This window comes from Bradyrhizobium zhanjiangense (assembly GCF_004114935.1).
In the GTDB taxonomy this organism is placed as follows: domain Bacteria; phylum Pseudomonadota; class Alphaproteobacteria; order Rhizobiales; family Xanthobacteraceae; genus Bradyrhizobium; species Bradyrhizobium zhanjiangense.
Window position 1 is genome coordinate 9,232,884 of sequence record NZ_CP022221.1, and the last position, 26,927, is coordinate 9,259,810.

Annotated in this window: 28 protein-coding genes; 19 read left to right on the top strand and 9 right to left on the bottom strand. The window is 63.2% G+C overall.

All coding sequences use genetic code 11. The annotated features are described in order from the left end of the window. Nucleotides 1–350: 350 nt before the first annotated feature. The 6 genes from XH85_RS44130 to XH85_RS44155 all read left to right on the top strand — a co-directional run bounded on the left by XH85_RS44130 (nt 351) and on the right by XH85_RS44155 (nt 4,565). Nucleotides 351–758 (top strand): cupin domain-containing protein, encoded by a 408-nt coding sequence (locus tag XH85_RS44130; protein WP_128936947.1) that lies wholly within the window; start codon nt 351–353, stop codon nt 756–758. A gap of 91 nt (nt 759–849) precedes the next feature. Further along, a complete protein-coding gene (locus tag XH85_RS44135) occupies nt 850–1,818 on the top strand; it encodes an ABC transporter substrate-binding protein (RefSeq protein ID WP_128936948.1) in 969 nt (322 codons plus the stop codon). Between the two features lie 270 nt (nt 1,819–2,088). After that, nucleotides 2,089–2,772, top strand: a complete 684-nt coding sequence (gene plsY, locus XH85_RS44140; RefSeq protein WP_128936949.1) for a glycerol-3-phosphate 1-O-acyltransferase PlsY — start codon at nt 2,089–2,091, stop codon at nt 2,770–2,772. Between the two features lie 336 nt (nt 2,773–3,108). After that, nucleotides 3,109–3,795 (top strand): Crp/Fnr family transcriptional regulator, encoded by a 687-nt coding sequence (locus XH85_RS44145; protein WP_164940901.1) that lies wholly within the window; start codon nt 3,109–3,111, stop codon nt 3,793–3,795. A 146-nt stretch (nt 3,796–3,941) separates the two neighbouring features. Then, nucleotides 3,942–4,370, top strand: a complete 429-nt coding sequence (locus XH85_RS47755; RefSeq protein ID WP_128936951.1) for a hypothetical protein — start codon at nt 3,942–3,944, stop codon at nt 4,368–4,370. A 12-nt stretch (nt 4,371–4,382) separates the two neighbouring features. Continuing rightward, nucleotides 4,383–4,565, top strand: a complete 183-nt coding sequence (locus XH85_RS44155; protein WP_128936952.1) for a hypothetical protein — start codon at nt 4,383–4,385, stop codon at nt 4,563–4,565. 119 nt (nt 4,566–4,684) lie between these two features. Here XH85_RS44155 and XH85_RS44160 read toward each other — a convergent pair whose 3' ends face one another. Continuing rightward, a complete protein-coding gene (locus XH85_RS44160) occupies nt 4,685–4,894 on the bottom strand; it encodes a hypothetical protein (RefSeq protein ID WP_063707793.1) in 210 nt (69 codons plus the stop codon). 184 nt (nt 4,895–5,078) lie between these two features. Here XH85_RS44160 and XH85_RS44165 point away from each other — a divergent pair, with 184 nt between their 5' ends. The 5 genes from XH85_RS44165 (at nt 5,079) to XH85_RS44185 (ending at nt 9,934) form a co-directional block, all read left to right on the top strand. Further along, a complete protein-coding gene (locus XH85_RS44165) occupies nt 5,079–5,510 on the top strand; it encodes a hypothetical protein (RefSeq protein WP_128936953.1) in 432 nt (143 codons plus the stop codon). Between the two features lie 1,204 nt (nt 5,511–6,714). After that, the gene (locus tag XH85_RS44170) at nt 6,715–6,948 is read left to right on the top strand and encodes a hypothetical protein (protein WP_091896907.1); all 234 of its coding nucleotides are present in this window, start codon (nt 6,715–6,717) and stop codon (nt 6,946–6,948) included. A 175-nt stretch (nt 6,949–7,123) separates the two neighbouring features. Further along, on the top strand, nt 7,124–8,050 hold the full coding sequence (locus XH85_RS44175; RefSeq protein WP_128936954.1) for a complex I NDUFA9 subunit family protein: 927 nt from the start codon (nt 7,124–7,126) through the stop codon (nt 8,048–8,050). 156 nt (nt 8,051–8,206) lie between these two features. After that, on the top strand, nt 8,207–8,680 hold the full coding sequence (locus tag XH85_RS44180) for a GNAT family N-acetyltransferase (protein WP_128936955.1): 474 nt from the start codon (nt 8,207–8,209) through the stop codon (nt 8,678–8,680). Nucleotides 8,681–8,782: 102 nt separating this feature from the next. After that, nucleotides 8,783–9,934 (top strand): acyl-CoA dehydrogenase family protein, encoded by a 1,152-nt coding sequence (locus tag XH85_RS44185; protein WP_128936956.1) that lies wholly within the window; start codon nt 8,783–8,785, stop codon nt 9,932–9,934. Between the two features lie 185 nt (nt 9,935–10,119). Here the strand turns inward: XH85_RS44185 and XH85_RS44190 are convergent, their stop codons facing one another. Next, nucleotides 10,120–12,288 carry a putative bifunctional diguanylate cyclase/phosphodiesterase gene (locus XH85_RS44190; protein ID WP_128936957.1) on the bottom strand — a complete coding sequence of 723 codons (2,169 nt, stop codon included), beginning with the start codon at nt 12,286–12,288 and terminating at the stop codon, nt 10,120–10,122. A gap of 460 nt (nt 12,289–12,748) precedes the next feature. On the opposite strand from XH85_RS44190, the gene mepA reads away from it, so the two are divergent. The 4 genes from mepA to modC all read left to right on the top strand — a co-directional run bounded on the left by mepA (nt 12,749) and on the right by modC (nt 16,167). Next, nucleotides 12,749–13,693 (top strand): penicillin-insensitive murein endopeptidase, encoded by a 945-nt coding sequence (mepA, locus tag XH85_RS44195; protein ID WP_128936958.1) that lies wholly within the window; start codon nt 12,749–12,751, stop codon nt 13,691–13,693. Nucleotides 13,694–14,004: 311 nt separating this feature from the next. After that, nucleotides 14,005–14,790 (top strand): molybdate ABC transporter substrate-binding protein, encoded by a 786-nt coding sequence (gene modA, locus XH85_RS44200; protein ID WP_128936959.1) that lies wholly within the window; start codon nt 14,005–14,007, stop codon nt 14,788–14,790. 13 nt (nt 14,791–14,803) lie between these two features. Continuing rightward, on the top strand, nt 14,804–15,499 hold the full coding sequence (gene modB, locus XH85_RS44205) for a molybdate ABC transporter permease subunit (protein ID WP_128936960.1): 696 nt from the start codon (nt 14,804–14,806) through the stop codon (nt 15,497–15,499). A gap of 2 nt (nt 15,500–15,501) precedes the next feature. Continuing rightward, entirely contained in the window at nt 15,502–16,167 is a 666-nt protein-coding gene (modC, locus tag XH85_RS44210) for a molybdenum ABC transporter ATP-binding protein (RefSeq protein WP_128936961.1), read from the top strand. Between the two features lie 102 nt (nt 16,168–16,269). Here the strand turns inward: modC and XH85_RS44215 are convergent, their stop codons facing one another. Both XH85_RS44215 and XH85_RS44220 read right to left on the bottom strand, forming a co-directional pair. Beyond that, a complete protein-coding gene (locus XH85_RS44215; RefSeq protein WP_128936962.1) occupies nt 16,270–16,530 on the bottom strand; it encodes a PepSY domain-containing protein in 261 nt (86 codons plus the stop codon). A 261-nt stretch (nt 16,531–16,791) separates the two neighbouring features. Further along, nucleotides 16,792–18,585, bottom strand: a complete 1,794-nt coding sequence (locus XH85_RS44220; protein ID WP_128936963.1) for a potassium/proton antiporter — start codon at nt 18,583–18,585, stop codon at nt 16,792–16,794. Between the two features lie 209 nt (nt 18,586–18,794). Here XH85_RS44220 and XH85_RS44225 point away from each other — a divergent pair, with 209 nt between their 5' ends. The 4 genes from XH85_RS44225 (at nt 18,795) to radC (ending at nt 22,905) form a co-directional block, all read left to right on the top strand. Beyond that, on the top strand, nt 18,795–20,111 hold the full coding sequence (locus tag XH85_RS44225) for a mechanosensitive ion channel family protein (RefSeq protein WP_128936964.1): 1,317 nt from the start codon (nt 18,795–18,797) through the stop codon (nt 20,109–20,111). Nucleotides 20,112–20,240: 129 nt separating this feature from the next. Beyond that, a complete protein-coding gene (gene map, locus XH85_RS44230; protein WP_128936965.1) occupies nt 20,241–21,059 on the top strand; it encodes a type I methionyl aminopeptidase in 819 nt (272 codons plus the stop codon). Nucleotides 21,060–21,140: 81 nt separating this feature from the next. Next, nucleotides 21,141–21,962, top strand: coding sequence for an intradiol ring-cleavage dioxygenase (locus XH85_RS44235; protein ID WP_128936966.1), 822 nt, complete (start codon nt 21,141–21,143; stop codon nt 21,960–21,962). A 229-nt stretch (nt 21,963–22,191) separates the two neighbouring features. Continuing rightward, complete coding sequence (radC, locus tag XH85_RS44240; protein WP_091896850.1) at nt 22,192–22,905, top strand: RadC family protein; 714 nt, start codon at nt 22,192–22,194, stop codon at nt 22,903–22,905. 48 nt (nt 22,906–22,953) lie between these two features. Here the strand turns inward: radC and XH85_RS44245 are convergent, their stop codons facing one another. The 5 genes from XH85_RS44245 to XH85_RS44265 form a co-directional block, all read right to left on the bottom strand. Next, complete coding sequence (locus XH85_RS44245; protein WP_128936967.1) at nt 22,954–23,328, bottom strand: hypothetical protein; 375 nt, start codon at nt 23,326–23,328, stop codon at nt 22,954–22,956. A 101-nt stretch (nt 23,329–23,429) separates the two neighbouring features. Further along, nucleotides 23,430–24,122 (bottom strand): AprI/Inh family metalloprotease inhibitor, encoded by a 693-nt coding sequence (locus XH85_RS44250; RefSeq protein ID WP_128936968.1) that lies wholly within the window; start codon nt 24,120–24,122, stop codon nt 23,430–23,432. After that, nucleotides 24,122–25,111 carry a 2-hydroxyacid dehydrogenase gene (locus tag XH85_RS44255; RefSeq protein ID WP_128936969.1) on the bottom strand — a complete coding sequence of 330 codons (990 nt, stop codon included), beginning with the start codon at nt 25,109–25,111 and terminating at the stop codon, nt 24,122–24,124. The genes XH85_RS44250 and XH85_RS44255 overlap by 1 nt, the downstream gene beginning before the upstream one ends. Next, on the bottom strand, nt 25,111–25,929 hold the full coding sequence (locus XH85_RS44260; protein ID WP_128936970.1) for an ABC transporter permease: 819 nt from the start codon (nt 25,927–25,929) through the stop codon (nt 25,111–25,113). Before XH85_RS44260 ends, XH85_RS44255 begins: the two co-directional genes overlap by 1 nt. Then, nucleotides 25,926–26,741: an ABC transporter ATP-binding protein gene (locus tag XH85_RS44265; protein ID WP_128936971.1), complete on the bottom strand. Its 816-nt coding sequence runs from the start codon at nt 26,739–26,741 to the stop codon at nt 25,926–25,928. The genes XH85_RS44260 and XH85_RS44265 overlap by 4 nt, the downstream gene beginning before the upstream one ends. Nucleotides 26,742–26,927 lie beyond the last annotated feature (186 nt).

Below are 26,927 nucleotides of genomic sequence, written 5' to 3' on the forward strand. Positions count from 1 at the left end.
AGAGACGATCAACAGCGGCAATATCTGAAGCAACGTTTTTTAACGGGGATCGTGGTGCTTCCAATAGTAGCATTCCTCGTCCACGCACTGTTCGAACAGCTGGCCGGATAGGACGGGATGAGCTCTTGCCAAACCCATCGCTCAATTTGGCGGAGGCAGAATCGAGATGAGCTCGATCCGATTTGTGAGGATGAAGCTTGATGGGTTTCGCTTCGCTCTACCCATCCTACGAGCTGGCTGCCACAAAGCTTGTCTCCAACGGCCTTGGCAATAAGCACCGCGGCGAATAATCTAGCCGCGCTTATGCTGAAACAGGCGTTTATCTTTTTATTATTCTGGGGGAGATCTCAATGAAGCTCGCTCATATTTTGGCGTCGATTGCGCTGGTCACAATCGTCGTGGTGAATCCTGTCGCTCTCGCACAAGAGCCTCCAAAGCTGAAAGTGACTCCATTGCAGAAGGAGCCGCTGACGGGGCAATCGGACAAGGAAGTTATCTCCCTGATCGTCGAGTGGCCGCCTGGCTCTGGCACCGGCCTCCATACCCATCCCGGCGACGAATACACGACCGTGCTCGAAGGCGAGGTCATCGGTCGAAAAGAGGGCAGTGAGGCCAAGACCTATACGGCGGGACAATCCTATCACAATGAACCCGGCGTCGTTCACGAAGCAAACAACAAGGGAAGCGTTCCTGCAAAAACATTCAACGTCTTCGTGGTTGAGAAGGGAAAACCAGTAACTGAACCAGTGAAGCGGTAGAGATTCTCGAATCTGCGATTTCCGTTCTTGGACCTCTATCGTTGGCACCTCTGCCTTCAGTTGGTCCAAGGCGCTTTCCGAGGTCGCACGCATGAAACGGCGCGAATTCATTACGGCCTTTGGCGCTGCGGCAATGACTTTGCCATTGCCCGCTCAGGCGCAGAAATTGGCAATGCCGGTGATCGGCTCTCTCAATCGCCCGAGCCCCGGGTCGGAGACGTTCGGAGAGGCGTTTCGCCGCGGCCTCAAGCAAATGGGATTTGTTGAAGGCCAGAACGTTTCCATCGCGGGACGTTGGCCCAACGCCAATGAAGAACTGCGAGACGCCGCAGCCGACTTGGTTCGTAAGCGCGTCGCTCTCATCTTTACCGCCGACAATGGCGGGGCATTGGCCGCCAAAGCGACGACCTCGGAAATCCCTATCGTGTTCGTGGTGGGCCTCGATCCAGTCGCTATGGGCCTGGCTGCCTCCATCAATCGCCCGGCCGGTAATGCCACTGGGGTTGCGTTCCAGGTGAGCGCGCTGGAGCCGAAGCGGTTCGAATTGCTGCATGCTCTACTACCCCACGCGTCTTTGGTGGGGGTGCTGGTCAATCCGGACAATCCAAATGCGGATGTAACAGGCCTGCGATCAGCCGCATCTTCCTCGGGACTGCAACTGCTTGTTCTGGAGGCGCGAAACCTCCCCGAGCTCGAACAGGCGTTTGCGACATCGGTCGAACGTCGAGCAAACGCGCTGCTTGTAACCTCCGACCGCCTCTTCAATCTTGAACGTCGTCGTGTCGTTGATCTAGCGGCGCTTAGCGCCATACCCACAATGTACCCGTGGCGCGATTTTGCTGACGCCGGCGGCTTGATGAGCTACGGCAACAGTCTGACCGACGCCTTTCGACAAGGCGGGATCTATGTCGGCCGCATTCTGAAGGGGGACAAGCCGGCCGACCTGCCGATTTGGCAGCCCACCAGATTTGAGTTCGTGATCAACCTCAAGGTCGCAAAGACGCTGAACCTCGAAATCCCGCCCGGTCTGCTGGCGTTTGCGGACGAGGTGATCGAATAAGACTAACGTCCGCTTGGGCCATACCGGACAATGCAATGGGCTAGTCGATGACCGGTGGGCTCGACCCGAATCTCGTAGGATGGATTGAGCCCTTGCGAAACTCATCACCCCAATGGGCGAACGCAGCATCTAGATGAAGCTTGATGGGTTTCGCTTCGCTCTACCCATCCTACGGGCTCAAGCGTCTTGGCGTTTTCGCGCAGCCAAGACCCATAGCGGTCACGCGAAGTCGGAGATAAAACAGCGTTCGGGAAACTGGACATAAAACCAATGGCTTTTTGGACAGCGGGCGCGGTTGGGTTGGTGATCGCCTATCTCCTCGGGTCAGCCCCCACGGGCTATCTGGTGGGGAAACTGCTCAGGGGCATCGACATTCGAGATCATGGCTCCAAGTCCACCGGGGCAACGAATGTCTTGCGGACCCTCGGTAAATGGCCTGCCTTGTTCGTGCTCGTGGGCGATGTGCTGAAGGGCGTGAGTGCCATCATCGCCGCGCGTTGGTTCTGTCCTTGGCTTTATGCAGAACTATCCCCGCCGCCGACAGCGTCTGATCTGCAAATCTGGGTGCCATGGGCTGTTTGTCTGGCTGGAATTGCCGTGCTGTTGGGACATAGCCGATCGATCTGGCTGAACTTCACCGGCGGCAAGTCTGCTGCGACCGGGCTCGGTGTGTTGCTGGCGATGTCGTGGCCCGTGGGATTGGGGGCTGCAGCCGTCTTTGGCGGTGTGCTGGCTATGACCCGGATCGTTTCCTTGAGCTCGATGCTCGCGGCGTTGACGGCAATCGTTCTCGTCTGCGCGGTCGAGCACCCATTGCCGTATCGGTTGCTGGTTATCGGAGGCGGCTTTTACGTGATCATCCGCCATCGCGCCAACGTTCAAAGGCTTTTGGCGGGAACGGAGCCGCGTCTGGGTCGAAATGGCGGGGATGCGAAAGCGGAAGCGCAGGTTTAGCAAAGGACTTATTTGGAGCCGCTCATGGCCCGAGGGCGAAGATCGCGATGGCGCCGGGCACGTCAGCAGCCGGGGCCAGACCGGACGTGGTGGTGACGCGGCCAAATCGACGCGAATGACCCCAAACGGACCTCAACTATCATCCACCAAGCTCCCGTTTAGGTATCCAGAGCGCACGAACGATTGCCGGGACCCCTGCACGGCAACGTAAGAATTGTGAGGAACGGATCGACCTCATCCGACTTTGTCGTCACGTACCCCTTCCGTGGTAACGCCCTCGGAGCGTTGATTTACCCCCTGCGGACCGGCCCGACCGATGGGGCGATAGGTGCGCAAGTGGATGATCCTCTTCGCAACAAGCTCTTGGCCCTTCTTCCGCTACGGGACCTCGAGTCTGTAAGGGAGAGGTCGTCGGTCGTCGGGTATGCCCAAGGCGATGTTGTTGAAAAGGAGGGCCAGGAAATCACGGCCGTTCACTTCCCGCTATCGGGCATGTTCTCGCTTTTGGTCGTGCTGAAAGATGGTCGGACGGCCGAAACGTCCGTCGTCGGGCGGGAAGGCATGATCGGAGCCCGTGCGGGCCTTGGGCCGCCGCGCAGGTCCCTCGTTCGCGTCGTCGCCCAGCTACCGGTTCAAGCCTTGAAAATTTCAGTGAAGGAGTTTCGGAACTTGGTGGCGCACAGCGCGCCTATGGCGGAGCTATGTGTCAGGAGTGCTGACGTGTTGCTCGACCAAACCAGGATGACAGCTGCCTGTAATGCGCTGCATGGCGTCGAGCAGCGCTTCTGTCGGTGGTTGCTACACACGGCGGACCGCGCGGAAAGCGATCACTTCGTACTGAAACAGGAGCTACTGTCCGAGATGCTGGGCGTGCACCGCACATACATCACGGATGTCGCAAACAGGCTGCAAAAACGAGGAGCCATTGCCTATTCGCGGGGAAAACTTCAGATCCTGGATCGCAGCCTCGTGCGAGATTTATCGTGCGAGTGCTATGGCCTTCTCAAGCGAAATAGTTCCTAGCATTTCTTTCGAGCTCGCGAATATTTACGTCGACAACCAGACATAACGGGTATCTACTTCTTCGATCACCGCACCGTCCTTAAGGCAGTTATCGGTGAAGAGAACGCCGGTTGCGCTCCCGCCCCAACTTAAATGGAGCAGCGCCGATGCGACGCCGTTTCAAACAAACCAGCACCCTCGAACAGCGGCTGCTCGAACAGGCAGAACGTCTGCGCCAGCGGGCCCAAGCCACTCCGCCCGGCGTTGAACGCGAAGGACTTTTGCGTCGTGCGCGCCAAGCCGAGACCGCTTCCCGCGTCAACGACTGGCTTCGTCCAAGGAATTGCGGCCGCCAACCTAGCGCGGAGCAGCAATTCAATATGGTCGGATACCGAGCATTTATTATCGGCGAGGATAGTCACATCTGCGATGCGCGGGTGATTGAGGCGGCCAGTGATGAAGCCGCTGTCAAGGCCGCACGGCGCTTCATCAACCGCCACGGCATCGAGATATGGCAACTCGGTCGCAAGGTCGCGATCCTTGACGCCGATGATGCAGCGCCGAGTGCTGCCGCCACGCTCCCGCCTGCGAAATAGCGAAGCAACGCGATGCTCATTCTAATCGACAATCCGGAGCGCCGCGCCGAGCTGATCTCGCGAGTTCGGGCCCGTATCGAATGCGAAATTGAAGAGGTGAGCGAAGCGCTGTGCGAAGGTCGCCCAGCGACCCGCTCCTTACGCTTGCTTGAGACGCTCACGAAAATCCTGGCAGAGCTGGAGGTGCAAAAGTAAGCCGCCTCGGTTGGCGGCCTTTTTCATTTCGAACGTCACCTGTTGGCCCGTCGCGACATTGCACTGCCGCGCGATCCCGGTCGCTAACGGGGCATAGGATGTGCAGAGGACTCAGTCGTTCAGAGATGAGCACGCGGCAATAGCCATCCCATGATCTTCTGATACGGATCGCGACGACTGCGGACGAATGCGTTCTCGTTCTGCTGAGCGGCTGTTCTGGCGAATTCAGAAATCCCCTCCATAGACTGCCGTTTATCCTTCGGAAGCTTCGCCCATTGGCGAATGATCTTCCGGCGGGCTTCGCGTTGCTTTTCCCTTACGTCAGGCATCGGGACGCTCCTTGAAGAGGATTTATTCCGGTCGACCTAGTATTGTTTGGGCTCACTAGAACTTCAACGTCCAATCAAGAACTCTTAGCCCCTCTGATCGTGCGGCGCTATACACGGGAGCGAGTCTCATATTGGCTTTGCAGGCCCGCCGTCCTAGAATTGCGGCGATCGCAGGATGGACGAAATGCAGTATGTTTGCGACGCGCCGAAGGGCAAGACCTGGTTCCGTATCGAGACGGAAGGTGAAGCGATGCATGAGTCGCGCCTGATGGGTCACACAGTTGAGAAATATTTCCGCCGCGAGCGGGAGAAGGCAGTCCAGTCCTGGCGTCCCGAGCGGCCCAACGCGATCGAGCGCGACATCGGCCTCGAGGCCCATATACAGCGAGAGATGCCGCTTTTCCTCACGCTGCGCGACAGGGAGGGCAATGCACTGACGACAGCGATGCTGCCACCCGGTGGCAAGGATCGCGGCGGGTTCCGGATCATCATCGTTGCCGCATCCAATGCCGATCCTTATCCTCAGCAGGACGCGGCCATCGCTGCATTGGGAGCGCATTTCGGTCTCACACTCGATCGCAACCGCTGCTTCCCCTACGGCCGCCAAGGAGCCTGACAAGTATCGCCGCTTGATTGGAGCGATGTCGGCTCATGGCCCCTTCGCGTCATTTGCTGCGGTTGCACACCAGGTTGGACTTGGCATTTCACCCGCACTGTTTCTAACCTACCGCGTAACACTGGGCATGGTTTACGGCTCACTCAATTCCTGACTTGTTTGAACCGCAAACTGAAAGAGGCCGCCAACTGAAGCGGCCTTAGTATCGCTCCCAATTCCTTCGGCTCGGGCGCTCTTTTGTGAGCGCCGGGGGTCACTCTTCTAGTCCGGTACTGCTAATCGCAACGGCGGACCCTGCGGACCGAACCGTCGTCGCGCTCGATCGTGACGGTGCGGCATCCACCGCGATATCCGCGATCATATCCGTAAGCGCGATAAGCGGGTCGATCGTACTCTCGGTAGTAACGCCGCTCCGGGCCCACTCTCACGCCGCCGAGCGGAGTTTCAACGGCAACTTGAGCTGACGCGGGCGCGATGGAGATCGACGTGGCGATAGCGAAACCAGCAACCGCCATTACACCGGCCAATAACAGAGTTCTCATACGAGTTCCTCCTAAGTTCTCGCAATTGCCTTCCAACATCCCAGGTAGGGCAAGGTTCCTGCACGAAATTCATCCAAACGGCGGGCGGCTCAGACTTAGGTCGCCCGCCTCGGACGGAACACGAACGGTGCTGGCCCGCCGCGCATATTCCTGAACCAAACAAATACCGACCGGAATGTCTGTTGAGGGTCAGCCTCCGAAGAACTCGCTTTCAGCACAACGAGTCAGCCTTACTTCAATCAGCCGACATCAAGGCGGAGTTTGCAGAGGTCTGCATCGAGCCAAAGCGGCGGTGCATTTCTGCAGCTACACAAGAGGACGAAAGGTTCGAGCCCCTGGCGGAAATGCCGGCTAAACATTCGCCGCAGCCCGCAAACTGCATTGGCAAAAATCGCGCACATCCTCGGATTTTCGAAAGGCATGGTGCAAGTTGACGATTCGACCAATCAACTTGATCCCGTCTCTAAAGTTGTCCTCGGGATGCCGACTGAGGTGCTTCAGCGGCCGGTGCACACTGGCTCCTAGACGATCTGAAGCAAGTCAGGTCGAATAGGAACAATTGGTGAACTCCGCCGTTCGTAGCGCACCGGCCGATGAACGTTCCAGGTCAGCCAAGAAGGCAGCTCAAACTCGCAAACGCCGCGTGGCGTGAAGGAGGCACAATGTCGACATGCGAAACCTGCGGCAATGACTATGACAAGAGTTTTCAGGTGGTGATGAACGGCCAGGCGCACACGTTCGACAGCTTCGAGTGCGCAATTCATGCCTTGGCGCCAACGTGCAAGCATTGCGGAACGCGCATCGTGGGACACGGCCTGGAAAAGAGCGGCACCTACTATTGCTGCGACCACTGCGCCCAGAAGGAGGGCGTGACCGACCTCCGCGATCGTGTGTAAAGCCAGGAATAGGCTCGGCGGCGTTGCACGCAGCTTCCTCGGGAATTTTGGCGCTCACGCGGGGGACGGTGAGATGAAACGGACTGCCGTTGCCAGGCGCCGCTTTCGCGAGAATAGACGACCGACGAGCCTGCGGTCTCCGCTGGCTTGAGACGATCTCAGTACGAGTTGCGCTATGGCGCCCGCAAATAATCGCCTTGTTACGGTGTTCGGTGGAACGGGGTTTCTCGGCCGCCGCGTTGTTCAACATTTGCTCCGGTCGCCCGAGTTTTTCGTTCGGATTGCATCAAGACATCCCGAACGAGGCAGACAGCTTTTTGGTCACGACGAGCCACGCCTCCAATCCGTGAACGTCGATCTACGTGACGAGGGTTCGATAGCCGCTGCTGTTGATGGCGCATATGGCGCCGTCAACGCGGTCAGCCTCTATGTTGAACACGGACAGGAGACTTTTCATTCCGTGCATGTGGAATCAGCCCGGCGATTGGCTGCCCGGGCACATCGAGCTGGCGTCAAGCGGCTCATCCACGTTTCCGGTATCGGCTCTGATGCCACGTCGCCGTCCCTCTATATTCGCAAGCGTGGCGAAGGCGAACTCGCGGTCCGCGCAGCATTTCCTGAGGCTACGCTGGTTCGCCCGGCGGTCATGTTCGGCCCGGATGACGCGTTTCTCACCATCATCCTCAAGCTGCTCCGCCGATATCCGATCTATCCGATGTTTGGCCGCGGATCGACGCGATTGCAGCCGGCCTATGTTGACGATGTGGCCGACGCGATCACAAGAGCGCTTCTGAGCACCGAATCGAACGCAATCACGTATGAATGCGCGGGTCCTCGCATCTACACCTACGAAGAGCTTCTCAGAACCGTCGCGCACGCAGCCGGCCGCAGCCCCATGCTCATTCCAGTACCGTTTGCTGCTTGGCATGTCGCGGGATGGATTTCGGAGCTGCTTCCAAGGCCGCCCATCACACGGAATCAGGTGGAGTTGATGCAGATCGACAACATAGCGTCGGTGGGAATGCCAGGATTTTCCGAGCTTGGAATCCCGCCGCAATCAGTCGAACAAATTGTACCGGCAATGCTACGGGAAAGCTCGTAGGATGGGTTGAGTTCTTGCGAAACCCATCGCCCAGATGGGCGGACGCAGAATCTGGTAATGCTTTGTTAGCTCGATCCGATTTGTGAGGAAGAGGTTTGATGGGTTTCGCTTTGCTCTACCCATCCTACGAACTACTGCTGAGCGAGTGGAGCGATAATGGAATGCACGATCCGACTGGCACGTGAGGACGACGCTGCTGACATCAGCGCGGTCATCCTGCGCGCGCTGCGCGAAACCAACGCGAAGGACTATACGGGCGAGATCATCAAAAGGGTCGAGCGCAGCTTCAGCCCAGACGCAGTGCACCAGCTGATCGGGAAACGCACCGTTTTCGTCGCCTCGACGGGCAGCCGCGTGGTTGGAACGGCAAGCCTCGACGGAAACGTGGTCCGCACGGTCTTCGTGGCTCCCGATATTCAGGCCCGAGGTATCGGCAAGCGGCTGATGGCAGAGATCGAGCGCACAGCGCGCGAGCGAAGCATTCCCTCGCTGACCGTTTCGTCTTCGATCACCGCTGAAGCATTCTACGCACGGCTCGGGTTCAAGGCCCTGCGCGACAGCTATCACGATGACGAACGCACGATCATTATGGAGCGATCCCTCGATGATCCGAGCCGGTCCGCGCCATAGTACGTAGCCCGGATGGAGCGAAGTGATCTTGATCCTCGCTGCCAAATAGACGACCATCGCGTTCCTGACCGCTCACGGCAGAATGGGCGAGGAAACGCAGCAATGAACGCAACTCCCGGAGTTGGCCTGGTCGAACGTGCCCGCGCCATCGCGCCGTTGATTGCGAGCGAAGCGAATGAGATCGAGCTCACGCGGCGGCTGACACCCGCGGTCGTTTCCGCGCTGATCGAGAACGGGCTCTATCGCGCCCTCCTCCCGCAAAGCCTCGGCGGCGCTGAAGCCCCGATCGAGATCTTTATGCAGATGCTAGAGGAGATCGCGAAGGCGGATGCCTCGACCGCCTGGTGTCTCGGCCAGTGCAGCGTCTGCGCGATGATTGCGGCCTCGCTCGACCATGACACCGCGCAAGAGATCTTCAACACGCCGCCCGGCATCCTCGCCTGGGGTGCGATCGCGCATGAGGCGCGCGCGGTCGAGGGCGGCTATCGCGTCACGGCGCGCTGGGATTTTGCCTCGGGCTCGCGGCAGGCGAGCTGGCTGGGGGCGCATGTGCGTATCGTCAATGCCGACGGCACGCCACGGAGGAATGCCGACGGGGCGCCGGAGGTGCGCACCATTCTGTTTCCGGTCGCGAGCGCCGTGCTGCACGATGTGTGGCAGGCGATCGGGCTCGCGGGCACCGGCACCGATTCCTACGAGGTCAGCGATCTCTTCATTCCCGAGCGCTTTACAGCGTTTCGCGACGTGCCGTGGGCGCTGCGCGAGAAGGGTCCGCTCTACAAGATCGGTACCGGCTCGACCTTCAGCCTTGGCTTCGCCGCAGTCTCGCTCGGCGTGGCGCGGGCGACACTGGAAGCGGCCATCGCGCTGGCGCGTGGAAAACACCAATCACTCGCAGCCAGCGGCATGCGCGACAACGGCGCGGTCCAGGGGCTGATCGGCCGCACCGAGGGCGATTTGCGCGCCGCGCGCGCTTATCTCTATGCGACCGCGCATGCGATGTGGCGCGATCTGTCCGCGACCGGCGAGTTCAGCGCCGCGCATCGCAGTGCGGTGCGGCTGGCGGCGACCTGGACCATCCATCAATCGGCAAAGGTGGTCGACGCCGCCTATCACATGGCCGGCGCGACCGCGGTTTTCCGCAGCAATCCGTTCGAGCGGCGGTTTCGCGACATGCATGCGATCGCGCAGCAGATCCAGGCGCGCGACACGCATTATGAGGATGTGGGGAAGGCGATTTTGGCGGGACGCTGAACGGCAGCCGCGATGACGTTGCACTCCCTCGCCCCGTTCTTACGGGGAGAGGGTTGGGGTGAGGGGCCTCTCTCCGCGGATGCGATCGGCGTGAGACCGGTACCCCCTCACCCGGATTGCTGCGCAATCCGACCTCTCCCCGCAAGCAGGGAGAGGTGAGGCAGCATCACGCTCTTGCGCCGCACTCACGCCACCAGCGCGGCGTCCTCGTCCGTGGCGTCGATGCCACGCTGCGCCGCCAAGAGGCTGATGATCTCCGCATTCGGCCTTGCCTTGCTGAACAGAAAGCCCTGACCCTCGTCGCAGCCCTCGGTGCGCAAGCAGCTGAGCTCGGCTTCAGTCTCGACGCCCTCGGCGGTGATGGTGACCCCCAAGCCCTTGCCGAGGCTGACGATGGAGCGGATGATCGCCTGGGCTTCGCGGTTGGCGCCTAAATCGCGCACGAAGGACTGATCGATCTTGATCTTGTCGAAGGGGAAGCTGCGCAAATAGCTGAGGCTGGAATAGCCGGTGCCGAAATCGTCCATCGAGATGCGTACGTCGAGCGCGCGCAGCGCATGCAAGGTCGCCAGCACCTGCGCGCTCTTCTCCAAAAGCAGCGTCTCGGTGATCTCGAGCTCGAGCCGCCGCGGCGGCAGGCCGGAATGTTTCAGCGCGTCCGTCACCATCGACAGCAGATTGCCGCTGCGGAATTGCAGCGGGGACAGGTTGACGGCGACACGGACGTCGTCCGGCCAGGCCGCGGCATCCAGGCACGCGCGGCGCAGCATCAGGCCGCCGAGCGGGTTGATGAGGCCGGTGTCTTCGGCGACCGGAATGAACTCGGCCGGCGAGACCATGCCGCGCTCGGCATGCGGCCAGCGCACCAGCGCCTCGAACCCGGTGATGCGGCCGCTCTGGAGGTCGATCAGCGGCTGGTAATAGGGACGCAGCACGTCATTCTGGATCGCGTCGCGCAGCTCAACCTCGATCTTGCGCCGGCTCTGCGCTTTTGCATCCAGCGCCGCCTCGAAGAAGGCAAAGGTGCCGCGCGAATCGGCCTTGGCGCGCGACAGCGCCATGTCGGCGCTCTTGAGCAGCTTTTCGGACTCATCGCCGTCGCCGGGTGCCATGGCGATGCCGATCGAGGCGCCGATCACCACGGAATGGCCGTCGAGCAGATAGGGATCGGCAATGGCTTCGAGCAGGCGCTTTGCCAGCATCACCGCATCCTCGGGACGTGCCAGGCCACTTTGGACAATGGCGAACTCGTCCGAGTTCAACCGCGCCAGCGCGTCTTCCTCGCGCAAGGTCGAGCGCAGCCGCTTGGCGACGCCGCGGAGCAGCTTGTCGCCGACCGCGTGTCCCAGCGTGTCGTTGACCGCCTTGAAATTGTCGAGCCCCAGCATCAGCAGCGCGACCTTGTCGGTGCTGCGCCGCGTATGCAGCAGCATCTCGTCGACCTGCTGGCGCAGCAAATTGCGGTTCGGCAGCCCGGTCAGCCCGTCATGCTGGGCCATGAAGGCGAGCCGCGCCTCGGCGCGCTTGCGCTCGGTGATGTCCATCAGCGCGAGCAGGACTGCGGGCCGCTCGGCATAGGTCAGTTCGCGCGAGTAGATCGCAAGGTCGATCAGCGCACCGTCGGCCTTGACATGCTTCCAGGTGCGCCCGGCCTGCTCCGCGCCGGTTGGATCGGGGGTCCAGGGCGGCTCGCTGTCGAAGGCCTGCAAGGAGCGGATCTTGAGCCGCTCGAACTCGGCGCGGCTATAGCCATAATGCGCGATCGCGGCATCGTTGACGCCGAGGATGCGTTCGTCGTCCAGCGCGCAGACGATCATGGGCACGGGATTGCCGTCGAACAGCAGCCGGAACGAGGCCTCGCGCTGCTTCAATTCGGTGATGTCGACGCGCAGGCCGACGACGCCGCCGTCATCGGTCAATCGCTCGTCGATCAGGATGACGCGGCCGTCAGCGAGCTTCTGCTCGTGACGCGCGCCGGGCTGATAGAGCTTTTGCAGCCGCTGCGCGATCCACTCGTCTTCGTGGCCGACGGCCTCGGGATAATCGCCGCGGGCGACGCCGATGCGTAGCGTGTCCTCCAGGCGCGCGCCCTCGACGAACAGATCGGCGGTCTTGCTGTAGATCTCGGCGTATTTCTTGTTCCAGAGCACGTAGCGGCCGTCGGCATCGAGAAACACGATGCCCTGCGGCAGGATGTCGATGGCCTGGCGCAGGCGCTCATGGGATTTGTGCGCTTCCGCGATCGCGGCTTCCGCCTCGGCGCGGCTGCGCAAGAGTTCATCGCGGTCGGCTGGCGGATGAGGCGTGCGCGCGAAGCGCGGCTTGCGCGGCTGTCGGCCGGCTTGGGCAAGCACGTTGCGCTTTCGCTTTGCTGTCTTTCGAGACCCCAAACTCAACTTCACTCGTCCCAGTCACGCCCAGTGACCGCAAGCTTTGGGGCAAGTGTCTGAAAAAAAAGTAATCTTGCCCGGCTGCGGCCCGCGCGAGTGGCCGCTTGCTGCCTGTTTGCGAGGCGCGACTGCGTCGACGGGCGTCGCCAACCTCATCCCGGCGCCGCGGTGAAGGACCGATCTGGCGCAAAATTGCGCGCGCGCTTGAATCATTTCCGAAATCGCGCGCGATTGCATGCGAACCGCGCTTATTCCTCACGTCGCGCACGAATTTTGGTCAATGCAGAACAGGGTTATCGCGCGATTAAGGATCGACCATCGCGCGTGCGACTTTGGGATGACGCGACGGATGTTGGCTGCCCGTGTGATCGCTGCATTGCCCTCTCCTTAACCCTGACGCGGCGTTGGGTTATAAGGATTCGGCATGAGTCCCCGCCGCCTCGCTCCTCTCCTGCTTTTTGTGACACTCCTGGCTGCCGGCACCGCGCTGGCCCAGGACAAGGGCAGCGTCACCCCAAAACCGCTGCCGCCGCTCGCCAATCCGAACGACCCCTCCCTCGCCGCCAAGGAGCTGTTCGCGCGCAAGCTGCTGCCGTCGAAGGGATCGGCCCATGTCATCGGCTCCTACACCAAGGGCTGCATCGGCGGCGCCATGCAGATGCCGCTCAACGGCGACAATTGGCAGGTGATGCGGCTGTCGCGCAACCGCAATTACGGCCACCCCGACATGATCGCCCTGATCAAGCGGCTCGCGGCCAAAGCGCACAAGGACGCCGGCTGGCCCGGCATCCTGGTCGGCGACATCGCGCAACCCCGCGGCGGGCCGGCGCTGTCAGGCCATGCCAGCCACCAGATCGGTCTCGATGCCGACATCTGGCTGACGCCGATGCCGGACCGCCGCCTCTCGCGCGAGGAGCGCGAGGAGATGTCGGCGGTGATGATGGTTCGCCCCGACCGGCTCGACGTCGATCCGAAGGTATTCACGCCAGGCCATGTGCTGGTGCTGCGCGATGCGGCGCGCGAGCCGGCGGTGCAGCGCATCTTCGTCAATGCCGCGATCAAGAAGGCGCTGTGCCGCGAGGCCAAGGGCGACCGCGCCTGGCTGTCGAAGATCCGCCCCTGGTGGGGCCACGATTATCACTTCCACATCCGCATGCGCTGCCCGGTGGGCGCCGGGGAATGCGAGGGCCAGCCGTCGCAATCCGAGGACGAAGGCTGCAAGGCCTCCGATCTCGCCTATTGGTTCTCGGATGCGGTGCTGCACCCAAAGCCGCCGCCGGAGCCGCCGAAACCGAAGCCGCCGATGACGCTGGCCGACATGCCGGCGGCATGCAAAGCCGTGCTGCATGCAGCGGACGCGAAGCCGTAGCCTCTCAGCCGTCGTCGTGGCGAAAGCCAGGACCCATTACCCCAGGGAGGAGACCTGACACGAGCTGATAACTCCGATCTTCGCAAAACTACTCCTGGGTAATGGGTCCTGGATCGGCGCTCCGCTGGTCCGGGACGACGAACGAGGTTTGACCTGAGGCCGAGGGCTGCTATCTTCGCGAGCAGCGATATCCCTGCCGGCCGTAAGCCGTCGCAAGGCCCGTGGAACAGCGCGTCCGCCTGTCGCATCAGACCCACCCAACGCCAGATTTGCGCGCGTCACCGCGCGCGAGCTTGCACGGAGCGCTATCCATGTTTCGTATTGCCGCACTTGTCACCGCCGTCGTCATCCTCGCGGGCGCAAGCCCGTCGCCCGCTGCCGCCGAGGACAAGACCATCACCGTGTTCGCGGCCGCTTCGATGAAGAACGCGCTCGACGAGATCGACGCGGCCTACACCGCCAAGACCGGCGTCAAGTTCTCCGTCAGCTATGCCGCAAGCTCGGCGCTGGCCAGGCAGATCGAGCAGGGCGCGCCGGCCGACATATTCGTCTCGGCCGATACCGACTGGATGGACTACGCCATCGCCAGGAAGACCATCAACGAATCCGCCCGCGTCAATCTGCTCGGCAACAGCATCGTGCTGATCGCGCCGAAGGACTCCAAGGTCGACAACGTCACGATCGCGCAAGGCTTCGATCTCGCCAAGCTCGCCGGCGATGGCAGGATCGCGACCGGCGACGTGAAATCCGTGCCGGTCGGCAAATACGCCAAGGCTGCGCTCGAGAAGCTGGGCGCCTGGCAGGCCGCCGAGCCGAAATTCGCCATGGCCGAGAGCGTGCGCGGCGCGCTGACGCTGGTGGCGCGCGGCGAGGCCGTGCTCGGCATCGTCTATGCGACCGACGCCAAGGTCGAGCCGGGCGTGAAGATCGTCGGCACCTTCCCGGCGGATTCGCACCCCGCGATCATCTATCCCGTCGCGGCGACCACGACCGCGAAGGGCGAGAGCAGCGAATATCTCGCCTTCCTGCGCTCGACGGCCGCCAAGACCATTCTGGAAAAATACGGCTTCAAGTTCCTGATCAGCCCCACCACGTGATATTTCCGGCTTGATGTCCGAGATTTCACCCGCCGAATGGACGGCGATCCTGCTTTCGCTCAGGGTCGCCATCATCGCAACGCTGGTGGCGACGCCGTTCGGCATCGCCCTGGCATGGCTGCTCGCGAGGCGCGATTTCTGGGGCAAGTCGCTGCTCGACGCGACCGTACATCTGCCGCTGGTGCTGCCGCCTGTGGTCACCGGCTATCTGCTGCTGCTCAGCTTCGGCCGCCGCGGCCCCGTCGGCAGTTTCCTCGCCGACCATTTCGGCATCGTCTTCTCTTTCCGCTGGACCGGCGCTGCGCTCGCCTGCGGCGTGATGGCGTTTCCGCTGCTGGTGCGGCCGATGCGGCTGTCGATCGAGGCGATCGACCGCCGGCTCGAGCAGGCCGCCGAGACGCTTGGCGCGGCACCCTGGAAGGTGTTCTTCACGGTGACGCTGCCGCTGGCGCTGCCCGGCGTGCTCGCCGGCATGGTGCTGGGCTTCGCCAAGGCGATCGGCGAGTTCGGCGCCACCATCACCTTCGTCTCCAACATTCCCGGTGAGACCCAGACGATCTCGTCCGCGATCTATTCGCTGATCCAGACGCCCGACGGCGACGCCGCGGCAGGGCGGCTCGTCATCGTCTCGATCGTGCTCGCGCTCGGCGCGCTGATTGCGGCAGAATGGTTCGCCCGCCGCGCCACGGCGCGGCTGCACGGGAATTGACCATGCTGCGCGTCGATGTCGAGAAACAGCTGGGTGAGTTTTCGCTACACGCGTCCTTCACCAGCGAGGGCCGCGTCATCGGCCTGTTCGGCGCCTCGGGCGCCGGCAAGACCTCGCTGGTCAACATGATCGCGGGCCTGTTGCGGCCCGACCGCGGCAGCATCGTGATCGACGGCGAGACCGTCGACGACACCGCGGCCGGCATCCATGTGCCGGCCTGGCGCCGCCGCATCGGCTATGTGTTCCAGGACGCACGGCTGTTTCCGCATCTCAACGTGGCGCAGAATCTCGACTATGGACGGCGGATGAACGGCCTCGCCGCCGATCCGGCCCAGCACAAGCGCATCATTGATCTCCTCGACATCGGCGCCCTGCTCGGCCGCCGGCCCGGAAAGCTCTCCGGCGGCGAGCGCCAGCGCGTCGCGCTCGGCCGCGCGCTGCTATCGAAGCCGCGCCTCCTACTGCTCGACGAGCCGCTCGGGGCGCTCGACGAGAGCCGCAAGCTCGAGATCCTGCCCTATCTGGTGCGGCTGCGGGACGAGGCCAACGTGCCGATGGTCTATGTCAGCCACGACGCCGCCGAGCTGCGCCAGCTCGCCACGCAGATCGTGATGCTGAAGCAGGGCCGCGTGACGAGCTTTGGCGGGGTGAAGGTGTTGACATCGTAGCCCGGATGGAGCGCAAGCGTAATCCGGGGCGGTGCCGCGGGTGAGAGCGCACCCGGATTTCGATTTCGCTCCATCCGGGCTACGCGGCAGCATCATTCAGAGCTACCACCCGCGCTCGACGTTGCGCACCTCGCCCGTCCTTGCATCGACATAGACTTCCATCCAGCGGCCGACACGATCCCGTCCGTCAACCTCCCATTCGTCGCCGAGGAAGTTGGTGTGCGAGACCGTCACGACGCCGAGATCTGTCGCGACGTCGAGGGCGGCCTGCATCGAGATCTGATCGCCGGTGTCATAAGCCATCGCCGGTGCGGCAGCGCCGAGCGCAAGGGCTGTGAGAATCGGAAGAATGAACTTTCGCATTGCATACTCCTGTCAGTCCAAGCGGTTACGCGCCTTAGAACGAGCGGCATGGCGGAGTGTTCCGGGTTTCAAGGTCACGAAACCGCGCAAATCTTCGGCGGTTGCGGCGATTTGGTGGCGGTTCCTCTTCGTGGTCGTCCTGGCGAAAGCCAGGACCCATAACCACCGACTGCGGTTTGGCGAGGACTCGTGGTTGCCACTCTCGGCAACAACTTGTTTCTGGGGTGATGGGTCCTGGCTTTCGCCAGGACGACACCCAAGTTAAACCCCCGCCACCGACGCCCACACATCAGCGAGCTTGCGCCGCAGCGCTTGCGTACGGGTCAGCGGCGCGGGGGTCTCGTCCTCTTCCGGCAGGCGCAGGCCGACGACGTTGACGCGGCCGCCGGAGATCGACCGTGCGACCAGCACGATCGTGTCCAGCGCAAGCTCGGCGCCCTCCTTCGGTGCGCGGTCGAGATGGACGTCGAAATAATCGGCCAGCGTCAGCTTGCCGTCGTCCGCGCCGAGCTTCACGCCGTAGATCTCGGCGAGCTCGGCAAGCGTGTGCTCGCCGGAGACCACGAAGTCGCCGAGCAGATGCGGATCCGGCGCCGAGCTCGGCTGCATGTCGACGAAGAAGCGGTCGAGCGCCTCGGCCTTTTCCGGCGGCGCCAGCAGGTAGATGTAATCGCCGGGCGCGACCGGATCGGCCTCCGTCGGCGTCAATATGCTCTCGTTGCGGATCACCAGCGTCGGCTTGGACCAGGACGGGATCAGGCCGCGGCGGAAATACAGGCTCTTCGGCCGCACCGGATAGCCGACCAGCTGCTGCTCGAGCTGGCCGGGCAGATCCAATTCGACGCGGCGCGGACCGCGCTCGGCGCGCGGCAGTGCGACATGCAGCTTGCGCGCGGCGGGCGCCAGCGTCCAGCCTTGCAGCAGCAGCGAGATGATGACGACGACGAAAGCGACGTCGAAATAGAGATAGGCCTTGGACAGGCCGACCAGCATCGGGATCGACGCCAGGAAGATCGCGACGGCACCGCGTAAGCCCGTCCAGGCAATGAAGACCTTCTCGCGCCAGTTGAAGCGGAACGGCGCAAGGCACGCGAACACCGCGAGCGGCCGTGCGACCAGCATCAGCATGAGAGCGACGGCGACTGCCGGCAGCACGCTGGCACCGAGCCGGCTCGGCGAGACCAGGAGGCCAAGCAGCACGAACATCACGATCTGCGCCAGCCAGGTCGCGGCGTCCAGGAAGGCCACCACCGAATTATGCGCCCGCGTCGGCCGGTTGCCGATGATGATGCCGGCGAGATAGACCGCGAGGAAGCCTGATGCGTGCATGATCTGCGAGCCGCCGAAGATGACGAGCGCGCCTGTCGTCACGAACGGCGCATGCAGGCCCTGCGGCAGCGCCACCTGATTGAGCGCGATCACGACCAGGCGTCCGCCGATGACGCCGACCACGGCACCCAGCACCGCCTCCTGGACGAATTCGATCAGCACATGGCCGGGCGAGCTCGATCCCAGCGAGATGTACTCGACCAACATGAGCGTGAGGAAGATCGCAAACGGATCGTTGGTGCCGGATTCCGCCTCCAGCGTCGCGCCGACGCGCGGGCGCAGGCGCAGACCCTGGGTGTGCACCAGCAGGAAAACCGCGGCGGCGTCGGTCGAAGCGACCACGGCGCCGACCAGCAGCGATTCCGTCCAGTTGAGATCGAGCGCGTATTTCGCGAATGGCGCCGTGATCAGCGCCGTCAGCAGCACGCCGATCGTCGCGAGCACCACGGAAGGCGCGAGCACGGTGCGGATGCTGGCAAAGCGCGTCCGCAAGCCGCCATCGAACAGGATCAAGGCGAGCGCGACCGAGCCGACCAGATAGGTGGTGCGGACGTCGTCGAACTGGAGCTGCCCGGGGCCGGAATCGCCCGCGAGCATGCCAATCGCAAGGAAGACGAGCAGCAGCGGCGCGCCGAAGCGCAGCGCAAGCAGGCTCGAGAGGATGCCGGCCATGACGAGGACAGCGCCGAGCAATATGGCGAGACTGACGGAGTCGAGGGAGGCCATCCACCTTCCGGGTACAAATCGCTGGAATTGCATCCTTATCGTCGGCGGCCTCGCGCGCCAACCCATTTTCTCCCGCTCGCGGCAATCTGGCCGCATTTTGCGGCCTTAACGCGCATCACTTCGCGGTGTATCGATGGTCCGGCGGTGCCCTTTGTGGGATTCTGCGGCTCCCTCGAATCAATCGCCTGCTTCCCGACGAGACCGACCCGATGGACATGGACCTCAAGGATTTCATGGAGTTCGTGCAGACCACCGCACGCAGTGTCGGGGCGGAAATCTCCTCACCCTGGTTCTACCTGCAATTCGGTCTCATCCTGACCGCGGCCGGCATCGCCTATGCGGCGGAGGCCGCCATTCGCATCCGCGTCGATATGACGTCGCTGGCGATGCGCTGGCCGCTGCCGCTCCGGCACTTCGTCCGGGTGATGGTCGCAAGCGCCTCGACGGCGGTGTTCACGCTGCTCGTGATCATTTCACGCGTGGTGATGTACCATGCGACCTGGCCGAGCCGCAGCTATCTGTTGATGGTCGCGGCCAAGCTCGGGCTGGCGTGGCTCGTGATCCGGCTGCTCACCTCGGTGCTGCGCAACGCCTTCATCGTCAAGCTGGTCTCGATCACGGCGTGGTTCGTCGCCGCGCTTTCCATCCTCGGCCAACTCGATGCGACGGTCGAGTTGCTCGATTCCTTCGCCATCGTGCTCGGGGGCCTGCGGCTGACCCCGCTGTTGGCGCTCAAGGCCGGCGCGCTGCTGCTGATCGCGCTCTGGCTGACCAACATCGCGAGCAATTTCGCCGAGAGCCGGATCAATGCGACCACCGACCTGACGCCATCGGTGCAGGTGCTGCTGGTGAAAATCATCCGCATCGGGCTGCTTGCGGTTGCGATCGTGATCGCGCTCGGCGCGGTCGGGATCGATCTGTCGGCGCTCGCGGTATTCTCCGGCGCGGTCGGCGTCGGCATCGGTATCGGCCTGCAGAAGATCGTCGCCAATTTCATCTCGGGGATCATCCTGCTCGCCGACAAGTCGGTGAAGCCCGGTGACCTCGTCACCATCGGCGACAACACCGGGCGCATCAGCGCGATGAAGACGCGCTATATTTCAGTCGCCGCCGGCGACGGCCGCGAATTCCTGGTGCCGAACGAGGATCTGGTGACGCAGAAGGTCGTCAACTGGACCTATACCGACAAGAACACGCTGGTGAAGATCGCCTTCGGCACCAATTACGACGCCGATCCACGCCTGGTCTGCAAGCTCGCCGCCGAGACCGCCGCCGCCCATCCGCGCGCGCAGAAGGGCAAGCCGCCGAATTGCATTTTGACCGAGTTCGCCGAGGCCGGCATGAAGTTCTCGCTGACCCTGTGGCTCGCCGATCCCGACGGCATGGACACCGTCAAGAGCGACGTGATGCTGGCGCTGTGGGACGCCTTCAAGCGCGAGGGCATCCGGGTTCCCTACCCCGTCCGCGAAATCCGCATTCGGGGTGGCGCGCTACCGGTGGAAACCACCGTAGAAGTCCCGAATTAGGCCCGCTTTTGGGTGCAAAGATCACGCTCGGCTTGCATGAAGGCCCGCAATCATTAAATTAGGGCCTGAAATCAAGCCTTTCCGCCGAACATCGAAATCAGGCCCCCGAGCCCGGAAGACAGTTCCCGCATGAGCTACGTCGAAGCCACCGATACCGCCCTGCGCAAGACCGGACAGATCAAGCTGCATGGGCCGAGCGCCTTTGCCGGCATGCGCAAGGCGGGCGCACTGGTGGCCAAGTGCCTCGACGAGCTCACCGACATCGTCGGGCCCGGCGTGCCGACCTCGCGCATCGACGAATTCGTCCGCGACTTCGCCTTCAGCAACAACGCCTATCCGGCGACGCTGATGTATCGCGGCTACCGTTACTCGACCTGCACCTCGCTCAATCACGTGGTCTGCCACGGCATGCCCGGCGACCGCCCGCTGAAGGAAGGCGACATCGTCAACATCGACGTCACCTTCATCGTCGACGGCTGGTACGGCGATTCCAGCCGGATGTATGCGGTCGGCCCGATCGCCCGGAAGGCCGAGCGGCTGATCGAAGTCACCTATGAAGCGATGATGCGCGGCATCGCCGCGGTGAAGCCCGGCGCCACCACCGGCGACATCGGCTACGCCATCCAGAGTTTCGTCGAGCCGCAGGGCATGAGCGTGGTGCGCGATTTCTGCGGCCACGGCCTCGGGCGCATGTTCCACGACGAGCCGAACATCATCCATATCGGCCGGCCCGGCGAAGGCGTGCAGCTCAAGCCCGGCATGTTCTTCACCATCGAGCCGATGATCAATCTCGGCAAGCCGCACGTCAAAATCCTCTCCGACGGCTGGACCGCAGTCACCCGCGACCGCTCGCTGTCGGCGCAGTTCGAGCATTCGGTCGGCGTGACGGCGACGGGCGTCGAGATCTTCACGCTGTCGGAGCGGCACGGCGAGAAGCAGATCGGGTGATTGCCGGCACCATCGCAGCGCGATCTTGCCGTCCTCTCGGCCGATCACGATCTCCCGCCAGAGCTAATGGGAGAGAGATGAGTGAACGGATCGACGCGGCGCGGATTCCTGGCGTTTGTATCGGCCAGTGCGGCGGGATTGCTCCAGAGCGGCGCGAAGGCCGCTCCCGCTTCAACGGACGCTGAGCCGGCCTGCATCCTGACGCCCCAGGCGGAGGAAGGGCCGTTCTATGCCGACCCGAAACTCGTTCGGTCCGACATCACGGAGGGCAGGCCCGGTGTGCCACTGACACTGCGGCTGCGCGTGATCGAAGCCGGGCCCTGCATGGCAATCAGGGACGCCCGGGTCGACATCTGGCATTGCGATGCAAAAGGCCTCTATTCGGCGTTTCCCGGCCAGGGCGACGGCCACAACATCGACGCGACCAGCAAGACGTTTTTGCGCGGCACGCAGATGACCGACGAGGCCGGCTGGGTTGCGTTCAATACCATCTATCCCGGCTGGTACGACGGCCGCGCCACGCACATCCATTTCAAGGTATTTTTCGACGACCGCACGGTGCTGACCGGGCAGACTTTCCTGCCGGACGCACTGAACGAGTTCATCTACATCAACGTTCCCGCCTACAAGGACCGCGCCCGGCAGCGCACGATCATCAACGCCAATGACCTCGTAATCGGACGCTCCGATCCCGAGCATCGCGCTTTCTGCGCGGTGAAGGAGGAGCGCGACCGCTACGTTGCGACGCTGACGCTCGGCGTCGACCGCCGCACCGATGCGACCGTCGGGCGCCGCGGACCTCCGCCGGGTCCACCGCCGTCAGGCATGGGCGGATCGATGTTCGGCCGCCCGATCAAGGACAGGCTCGCCGCACTGGTGCCGGGGTTGAAGCCGGGGCGCTAGAGCTGCGTCTCTGACGTCTGGTTCACTCAATGTCATTCCGGGGCGCGACGAAGTCGTGAGCCCGGAATCCATTCAGCCGCGTACGCTGTGGCCCGATGGATTCCGGGCTCTCTCGCTCCGCTCGAGCCGCGGAATGATGGAATGGACTGTTGGGGTCACAACGCCAGAGCGGCGCCGTGCCGCAATTGACGGTTGCAAAAACGCTGGCCCCCGGCAATGCTGGCGGCCGATGCCCGCCAAGCCAGACCACGACAAGAGCAAGCCTGAGGACACGCCGCATTATCACGGCCATCGCGAGCGGCTGCGCGAGCGCTTCTACAGCGCGGGCGCGGATGCGCTCAGCGACTACGAGCTGCTGGAGATGGCGCTGTTTGCCGCGCTGCCGCGGCGGGACACAAAACCGCTGGCGAAGACGCTGATCAAGACGTTTGGTTCGTTCGCCGAGGTCGTGCATGCCCCCGTGGCGCGCCTGCGCGAGGTGGACGGCGTCGGCGAGGCCGCGATCCACCAGCTCAAGCTGATCGCAGCGGCGGCGCACCGCGTCGCCAAAGGCGAGGTCAACAGCCGCAACGCGCTGTCGTCCTGGAACGAGGTGATCGACTATTGCCGCACCAGCATGGCGTTCGCCGACAAGGAGCAATTCCGCCTGCTCTTCCTCGACAAGCGCAACCAGCTCATCGCCGACGAGGTGCAGCAGACCGGCACCGTCGACCACACCCCGGTCTATCCACGCGAGGTGATCAAGCGCGCGCTCGAGCTCTCCGCGACCGCGCTGATCCTGGTGCACAACCACCCCTCAGGCGATCCCTCGCCCTCGCAGGCCGACATCCAGATGACCAAGGCGATCATCGACATCGCAAAGCCGCTGGGGATTTCCGTGCACGACCACATCATCGTCGGCAGAAGCGGGCACGCCAGCCTGCGCGGGATGCGGTTGATCTAAGGCACTCTAAATTGTCCTTTCATGGCGCGCCTTGCTAGCGCTTGTCGCTTACGGTTCGACCCAGCGCTGCACCGCTTCGACTGTGTCGGCCGGCGTGGTGTTGAAGCAGATCGCGGCTTCCGGCGCCAGGCGGTGGACGAGGTTGAGCACCTTCTCGAACAGCAGCAGCCGTTCCTTCGGCTCGCGGAGCCCGGCGCCGATCACGATGCAGTCGAAGCGCTCGTCGCGCAGCGCCGCCGTCACGGCGGCCTCGGCGGTCGCATCGAGATCGATCAGACAGCTCGTGACCTCGAAGCCGAGGCCGCGCAAACGCAAGAGCTGGGCCTCGATGTAGCTGCGGACATGTTCGGGCGTGAGCTGCGGGAATGCGCTATAATCCGCATTGCCGGGCTCGATGCCGATCGCGAGGACATGCTTGGCCATGCGGATCTCCCAACGGAATCACCTGTTCTGCTAACCGATTCCCTCCGGTCCGGTTCCCGTGAGAACTCGCCGCGTCATCGTCGCGGCAATGCTGAACGAGCCTACTGACGCAGCATGATCAGCGGATCGGCGGTGTCGGGGACGCGCCGCCACTGCGCGTTGTCGTCGGCCTCGAACTGCCAGGCCTCGCCCGCCTTCGACATCAGGATGATCTGGCCGCGCTCGAGCCGCCATTGCGTCGGGTTGAACTGCGCGATCGCCGCGTCGCATTTCGGCTTGAGGAAGACCTGGAAATTGTCCGGGCCCGCCTCGGTGTTGGTCAGCGTCAGCCCGCACACCGGCTGACCGTTGCCACGCACCATCGACCAGTCGCCGATCATCTGGTCCATCGACTTGGCCATCGAGCGCGCGGCGGCGAGATCTTGCAGGATGTAGACGCCTTCGCCCTGGCGCAGGCCCTCGAAGATGCCGGCCTCGACCTCGGTGAAATCGATCACGGCTTCACCGGTTGCGTCCTGCAAGCGGACGATGTCGAGACCTCGAACGTTCCAGGCGACGATGTCCTTGGTGAAAGGCAGCGCGGTCTTGCAGGCCGGCTCCAGCTCCAGCTTAAAACCCTGGCCCGCGGCGTCAGCCTTGAGCGTGACGACGCAGGTCTTGCTGCGCTCGGTGGTCGACAGCTCCCACTGCCCAGGCATCTGCTTCTTCAGGGTCGTCGCATCCTGCGCATGCGCGATGCCGATCGCGGCCAAGCAGGCCGCGACGGCGAATGCAACGCCCCGAAGAGCTCTCATCAGCGCCCCCTGAACGGCGTTTCCGCAACCGGCGTCAGCGGCGCCTTGCCGGCGAACCAGGACTTGAGATTGTCGACCACGAGCTGGTCCATCGCGTTGCGTGTCACCACCGAGGCCGAGCCGATATGCGGCAGCAGCACGACGTTCTGCATGGACTTGAGCTCGTCCGGCACGTTCGGCTCTGCCGCGAACACGTCAAGGCCGGCGGCGAGAATGGTGCCGGATTTCAGCGCCTGCACCAGCGCCGGCTCGTCCACCACCGAGCCGCGCGCGACATTGATCAGCACGCCGCGCGGGCCGAGTGCCTTGAGCACCTCGGCATTGATCATCTTGTTCGTGCTGGCGCCGCCGGGCACGATCACCATCAGCGTGTCCACCGCCTTCGCCATCTCGATCAAATCAGGATAGTGCTTGTAGGAGACGTCCTTGGACGGATTGCGAGAATGGTAGACCACCGGCACCAGCGATGCATCGAGCCGGCGCGCGATGGCTTGCCCGATCCGGCCCATGCCGACGATGCCGACCTTGCGGTCACGCAGCGAGCCGACGCTAAGCGGATAGTTCTGCGTCTGCCATAGTCCGGAGCGGACGTAGCGGTCGGCCTTGATGAACTCGCGCAGGGTGGAGATCAGAAGGCCCATCGCAACGTCAGCGACCTCCTCGGTCAGGACGTCGGGCGTGTTGGTGACGATGATGTTGTGCTCGGCCGCGTATTTGGCGTCGATGTGGTCGTAACCGACGCCGAAGCTCGCCACCATCTCGATCTTGGGCAGCTGCGACAGCGATTCCTTGTCGGCACGCACGGTGTGATAGGTCACGGCGACGCCGCGGATCCTGTCGCGCACGGCCGGCGTCAGTCGCTCGAGGTCACCACGCGTCTCGGCCTTGTGCACGACGAAATGGTCGGAAAACCCGTTCTCGAGGATCGGCCGCACCGGCCCATAGATCAGAAGGTCGATCTTTTCGGACGAAATCGAACCGGTAGACATCAGTTTTCCTTTCCAAGCGCGCTCTCATGCCAGCGCCGTAAAACGAGGTGCGAAACTAGCGCCAGCACCCCATAGATGACAATCCCGGCGAGTGACAACAAAAGCAGCGCCGCGAACATTCGGGGTATGTTCAATCGATAGCCTGACTCGGCGATCCTGTAGGCGAGCCCAGAGCCGGCACCCGCCGTTCCCGCCGCGATCTCGGCCACGACCGCACCGATCAGCGACAGGCCGCCGGCAATGCGCAAGCCGCCGAGAATGTAGGGCAGCGCCGCGGGCAGCTTGAGAAAGCGCAGGGTCTGTGGCGGCGAGGCGCCATAGAGCTGGAACAAGCCGGCGAGATTGCGGTCAACCGAATTGAGCCCAAGCGTGGTGTTGGACAGCACCGGAAAAAAGGCGACGATGAAGGCGCAGACCACCACCGCGGTCTGCTGCTCCAGATAGATCAGGAGCAGCGGCGCAATCGCGATGACAGGCGTCACCTGGAGGACAACGGCGTAGGGGAACAGCGAATACTCGACCCATTTCGACTGATTGAACAGCAGCGCCAGCGCGATGCCGCCGATGCTGGCCGCGATAAAACCCTCGAGCGTAGTCAGAAGCGTGGTCGCAAGCGATTGTGACAGCACTGCCCAGTCCTTGACCAGCGTCAGGACGATGATTGAGGGCGCCGGCAGCACGTAGGGCGGAATCTCCTTGATGCGGACCACCAGTTCCCAGGCGAGGAGGCCGGCCGCGAACACGATGACGGGCAGCACGAAGCGCATCGCGCGTTGCGCGCCGGACGGTTTTACGGTGGCGACAGGTTGCGCGTTCATAGCGTCGACTGCCCCGCATAGGACGGCGCCAGCGCGGCCGACACTCTTCGGCAATAATCGGAATAGGCCGCCGAGGTGCGAAACTCCTCAGCCCGCGGCTCGATTGTCTCGATGCGGAGGTCGGCCTGAATGCGGCCGGGCCGCGCCGTCATCACCACCACGCGCTGCGACAGGTAGACGGATTCGAACACCGAATGGGTGACGAAGATGACGGTCTTGCCGAGGCTGCGCCACAGCGCAAGCAAATCATTGTTGAGACGGAAGCGCGTGATCTCGTCGAGCGCGGCGAACGGCTCGTCCATCAGCAGGATATCGGGATCGGTGACGAGCGCGCGCGCCAGCGACACCCGCATCTTCATGCCGCCGGAGAGCTCGCGCGGAAACGCATCGGCAAAATCGCCGAGCCCGACACTGGCGAGCGCCGCGTCGGCGCGCGCGCAGGCCTCTGCCTTCGGGACGCGGCCAAGCCTCAGGGGTAGCCGCACGTTGTCGCGCACGCTGGTCCAGGGCATCAGGGTCGGCTCCTGGAACACGAAGCCGATGCCGTGGCCCGGCTGCGGCACGCCCTCGTGGCGCGCCACCCGCACGATTCCGGACGAGGGCGTGCTGAGCCCGGCGATCAGCCGCAGTGCGGTCGACTTGCCGCAGCCGGACGGGCCGAGCAGCGAAATGAACTCGCCCTTGCGCACCGCGAGGTCGAGCGGGCCGAGCGCCATGACGCCGTTGTCATACGTCTTCGTCACGCCGCGCAGGCTGACGGCGAGAGCCGTCAAGCTGGCCTCGACGGTGGATGACGTTTGGCTCGCTACCATTGATCGCGGGCTGCTGCATTTCGGGCGCACTTCACCTCTCCCCAACGGGGAGAGGTCGGCGCGCAGCGCCGGGTGAGGGGGCTCAGGTCCCAGGAGAGAGCGTAACCCCTCACCCGCATCGCATCTGACAATGCGATGCGACCTCTCCCTTCGGGAGAGGTGGACGAGGCCGACGCACCTTGCTCA

Excerpts from the sequence above, each read along its gene's own strand:
- XH85_RS44175 (WP_128936954.1), top strand. The coding sequence starts at position 7,124 with ATGGCGCCCGCAAATAATCGCCTTGTTACGGTGTTCGGTGGAACGGGG.
- XH85_RS44255 (WP_128936969.1), bottom strand. The coding sequence starts at position 25,111 with ATGTCTACCGGTTCGATTTCGTCCGAAAAGATCGACCTTCTGATCTAT.
- mepA (WP_128936958.1), top strand. The coding sequence starts at position 12,749 with ATGAGTCCCCGCCGCCTCGCTCCTCTCCTGCTTTTTGTGACACTCCTG.
- modA (WP_128936959.1), top strand. The coding sequence starts at position 14,005 with ATGTTTCGTATTGCCGCACTTGTCACCGCCGTCGTCATCCTCGCGGGC.
- XH85_RS44130 (WP_128936947.1), top strand. The coding sequence starts at position 351 with ATGAAGCTCGCTCATATTTTGGCGTCGATTGCGCTGGTCACAATCGTC.
- XH85_RS44225 (WP_128936964.1), top strand. The coding sequence starts at position 18,795 with ATGGACATGGACCTCAAGGATTTCATGGAGTTCGTGCAGACCACCGCA.
- map (WP_128936965.1), top strand. The coding sequence starts at position 20,241 with ATGAGCTACGTCGAAGCCACCGATACCGCCCTGCGCAAGACCGGACAG.
- XH85_RS44155 (WP_128936952.1), top strand. The coding sequence starts at position 4,383 with ATGCTCATTCTAATCGACAATCCGGAGCGCCGCGCCGAGCTGATCTCG.
- XH85_RS44135 (WP_128936948.1), top strand. The coding sequence starts at position 850 with ATGAAACGGCGCGAATTCATTACGGCCTTTGGCGCTGCGGCAATGACT.
- radC (WP_091896850.1), top strand. The coding sequence starts at position 22,192 with ATGCCCGCCAAGCCAGACCACGACAAGAGCAAGCCTGAGGACACGCCG.
- XH85_RS44250 (WP_128936968.1), bottom strand. The coding sequence starts at position 24,122 with ATGAGAGCTCTTCGGGGCGTTGCATTCGCCGTCGCGGCCTGCTTGGCC.
- XH85_RS44165 (WP_128936953.1), top strand. The coding sequence starts at position 5,079 with ATGCAGTATGTTTGCGACGCGCCGAAGGGCAAGACCTGGTTCCGTATC.
- XH85_RS47755 (WP_128936951.1), top strand. The coding sequence starts at position 3,942 with ATGCGACGCCGTTTCAAACAAACCAGCACCCTCGAACAGCGGCTGCTC.
- modB (WP_128936960.1), top strand. The coding sequence starts at position 14,804 with ATGTCCGAGATTTCACCCGCCGAATGGACGGCGATCCTGCTTTCGCTC.
- XH85_RS44265 (WP_128936971.1), bottom strand. The coding sequence starts at position 26,741 with ATGGTAGCGAGCCAAACGTCATCCACCGTCGAGGCCAGCTTGACGGCT.
- XH85_RS44180 (WP_128936955.1), top strand. The coding sequence starts at position 8,207 with ATGGAATGCACGATCCGACTGGCACGTGAGGACGACGCTGCTGACATC.
- XH85_RS44245 (WP_128936967.1), bottom strand. The coding sequence starts at position 23,328 with ATGGCCAAGCATGTCCTCGCGATCGGCATCGAGCCCGGCAATGCGGAT.
- XH85_RS44215 (WP_128936962.1), bottom strand. The coding sequence starts at position 16,530 with ATGCGAAAGTTCATTCTTCCGATTCTCACAGCCCTTGCGCTCGGCGCT.
- plsY (WP_128936949.1), top strand. The coding sequence starts at position 2,089 with ATGGCTTTTTGGACAGCGGGCGCGGTTGGGTTGGTGATCGCCTATCTC.
- XH85_RS44260 (WP_128936970.1), bottom strand. The coding sequence starts at position 25,929 with ATGAACGCGCAACCTGTCGCCACCGTAAAACCGTCCGGCGCGCAACGC.
- XH85_RS44185 (WP_128936956.1), top strand. The coding sequence starts at position 8,783 with ATGAACGCAACTCCCGGAGTTGGCCTGGTCGAACGTGCCCGCGCCATC.
- XH85_RS44160 (WP_063707793.1), bottom strand. The coding sequence starts at position 4,894 with ATGCCTGACGTAAGGGAAAAGCAACGCGAAGCCCGCCGGAAGATCATT.
- modC (WP_128936961.1), top strand. The coding sequence starts at position 15,502 with ATGCTGCGCGTCGATGTCGAGAAACAGCTGGGTGAGTTTTCGCTACAC.
- XH85_RS44170 (WP_091896907.1), top strand. The coding sequence starts at position 6,715 with ATGTCGACATGCGAAACCTGCGGCAATGACTATGACAAGAGTTTTCAG.
- XH85_RS44220 (WP_128936963.1), bottom strand. The coding sequence starts at position 18,585 with ATGGCCTCCCTCGACTCCGTCAGTCTCGCCATATTGCTCGGCGCTGTC.